A 3,186-nucleotide genomic window follows, 5' to 3' on the forward strand; every position below is an offset into this window, starting at 1 on the left:
CACCGCGCCGTCGCAACCCATGCCCAAGCCCCAAACGTCGTCGCCCGCGCCGCGCATGTCGTAAAACACGCAGCGGGCGATTCCGGTTTCGAACACCGATTCCGCCTGCTCCAGCAGGTCGCGTTCGAAGCAACCGCCGCCCAACAGCCCGTCCATCGCCCCGGATCGCGCGATGACCATTCTGGCTCCGGCCTTTTGATAGGTGGAACCGAAAGTCTCGACCACCGTCGCCAGAACCGCATCCTCGCCGCGTTCGCACAGCCCCCGGTAAGCCGCGATCAAATGTTGGTGTTTATTGGGCATGCGCCGTCAACTCCAACTCAGATCGGTTTTGCGTAACGGCAGTTCGCGGACGCGAATGCCGGTGGCGGCGAAGATCGCGTTGCAAACCGCCGGCGCCAACGGCGGCAATGCCGGTTCGCCGAGGCCGGTGACCGGAAAATCGGTTTTCAGAAAGTGCACGTCGATTTTGGTCGGGGCATCGCCGATGCGTATCATCGGATAGTCGCCGAAATTGCTTTGCACGATGCGGCCTCGGTCGATATCCAGCGCCTGGAACATCAATGCGCCCAAGCCATCGACCACCGAGCCCTGCACCTGATTTTCCGCGCCGCTCAAATTGACGATTTGCGCGCCGATGTCGGTGGCCACGACCACCCGGTCCACTGTCAATTTGCCGTCCTTGGACACCGTGACTTCCGCCACCTGCGCGATATAGCCGCGATGGCTGAAGTGAAAGGCGATGCCCTGCCCCTGGCCGCGCGGCAAGGCTCTCTTACCCCATTCAGTCTTTTCGGCGACATGATGCAGCACGTGTTTCATCCGGTTGACGTCATAGGGAATCCCCTGCTCGCCGGTACCGGCCAAAAAGCCCTGGTCGCCCAGCAATTCCAAGCGAAACGCCAAAGGGTCCTTGCCGGCGGCGTGCGCCAGTTCGTCGATAAAACTATGAAATACCCAGGCCAGCACATTGCTGCGCGGCGCCCGCCACGGCCCCATCGGAATGCCGCAGGCCAACGCGGTGTGTTCGATCCGGCAGTTGGGTACCCAACGGCCCGGAAACTCGTCGCCGGATAAATTGGCGCCGCTTCCCAATTCGACGACCGGCTTGCCGTCCTTGAATACCGGATGCGAAAAGGTGATGAAGTGGTTGTGCCAGGTTGTCAACTTGCCGGCCGCATCCAAACCGCCCCGCAAAAAATGAAAGCCGCCGGCCCGGTATTGATCGTGCTGCAAATCGTCCTCGCGGGTCCAAGTCAGCTTGACCGGACCGCTAACCCGCTGAGCAATCGCCGCCGCTTCGATAATGTAATCCGGAATCAAGCGCCGCCCGAAACCACCGCCGCTACGGGTAATGTGCAGCGTGATTTTGTCCTTGGGGATACCCAGCACTTCGGTGACGATCTTTTGCCCGGCTTCCGGATTCTGGGTCGGCGCCCAGATTTCGATGGCGCCGTCCTTGAACCAGGCGGTGGCGTTTTGCGGTTCGATGCTGGCGTGGGAAATAAACGGGTAAAGGTATTTCGCTTCGACCGTTTTGGCGGCGCCGGCTAACGCGGCCTCGGCATCGCCATCGTTACGCAGCACTTCGCCGGCCGGTTGGCGATACAACGACTCGGCTTGAGCGGCAAAGCCCTTCCAGCTTTGTTGCGCAACCTCGCCCTCGTTCCAGGTCACCTGCAACTGCTTTCTGGCGTCGAACGCGGCCCAGGTCGAGTCGGCGATAATCGCCACGCCGGGCAATAAGCCCTTCAGATTGGCGGTGCCTTCGATGACGAAGGCATCGCGAACGCCGGGGAGTTTTTTGATCTCGGCCAAATTGGCGCTAAGCACCTTCCCGGCAAACGCCGGCGACTTGACGTAGGTCGCGTACAGCAGACCCGGCAATCGCACATCGATACCGAACAACGGCTTGCCGGTGACGACGGCCGGATTGTCGACGCCACCGATACGGGTACCGAGCAAACGAAATGCCAGAGGGTCCTTGAGTTTGACCTGATCGGCCGGCGGCACCGGCAGCTTGGCGGCGAGCGGCGCCAATTGGCCGTAGGACAAACGTCTACCGCTGGGCAAATGATGCACCGCGCTGTCGCGGGCCACCAAGGTATCGGCCGGCAATTTCCAGGTCAGCGCGGCGGCTTGTATCAACAGGGTTCTGGCTGTGGCGCCAAGTTTATGGAATTCTTCGTAATTGGTCGGCGTCGAGCGCGAGCCGCCGGCGCTCTGGCTGCCGTAGATCGGATCGAGATCGCCCTGGACAATCTTCACATCTTGCCAAGCCACTTCCAGTTCCTCGGCAATCACCATCGGCAACGAGGTTTTGATGCCCTGGCCGATTTCCGGCTGCTTGCTGATCAAGGTCACCCGGCCGTCCGGCGCTATCCGTATAAAGGCGTTGGGACGAAACTCGCCGGCCGCGTCGCGGGTGCCCGGCTTGGCGACGCCCTTACCGGCACCGCTGGCGACATCGACGTAAAAACCCAATATCAAGCCACCGCCGGCGACGGCGGAGGTTTTCAAAAACTCTCGGCGCGCGGGATTGCTCGGTACGCTGACGCTCATACCGCCTCCTTGGCCAGTTGGGCGGCGCGGCGGATGCCGGCGCGAATCCGTAAATAGGTGCCGCAACGGCAGAGGTTGCCGTCCAGCGCCGCGTCGATTTCGCTATCGCTGGGCTGGGGCGATTTCGTTAACAGTGCCGCTGCGGTCATGATTTGCCCGGCCTGGCAATAGCCGCATTGCGGCACATCCAGTTCCCGCCAGGCGATTTGCAACGGATGGCCGCCGTTCGCGCTCAAGCCTTCGATGGTGGTTAGCCGCCGCTGACCGACCTCGGCAATCGGCGTGATGCAAGCTCGGGTGGGCACGCCGTCCAGATGCACGGTGCAGGCGCCGCATTGGCCGACGCCGCAGCCGTACTTGGTGCCGACCAAATGGAGCTGGTCGCGCAGTATCCACAATAGCGGCACGTTCCCGGCGGACTCCACGGTCGTCGCCACGCCGTTCACGTTTAATCGATATTCACTCATGATGCTAAAGGCCTGTTGACTGGATTCGTTCGCCGCCGACTCGGCGGCATCGATCGCGTAATGCAGATTTTGTACCGAAATGCATGGCGACACCCGCCAGCCGGGATTTCGCGGTCAACTTCGACGCATCGCCGGCTGCAAGCACACCGGGAAGCGG

At 61.7% G+C, this 3,186-nt stretch carries 3 protein-coding genes; all 3 read right to left on the reverse strand.

Annotation, left to right across the window (positions count from 1 at the left end; all coding sequences use genetic code 11):
- Positions 1-303, reverse strand: a 303-nt coding sequence (locus AC3B8H_RS19760; protein ID WP_488443231.1) for an XdhC family protein, incomplete at its 3' end; no start/stop codon positions are given.
- A 6-nt stretch (positions 304-309) separates the two neighbouring features.
- Positions 310-2,562 (reverse strand): xanthine dehydrogenase family protein molybdopterin-binding subunit, encoded by a 2,253-nt coding sequence (locus AC3B8H_RS19765; RefSeq protein WP_488443232.1) that lies wholly within the window; start codon positions 2,560-2,562, stop codon positions 310-312.
- On the reverse strand, positions 2,559-3,029 hold the full coding sequence (locus tag AC3B8H_RS19770; RefSeq protein WP_488443233.1) for a (2Fe-2S)-binding protein: 471 nt from the start codon (positions 3,027-3,029) through the stop codon (positions 2,559-2,561). Before AC3B8H_RS19770 ends, AC3B8H_RS19765 begins: the two co-directional genes overlap by 4 nt.
- Between the last annotated feature and the right edge of the window lie 157 nt (positions 3,030-3,186).

The organism is Methylomonas sp. BG-2 (assembly GCF_057766305.1).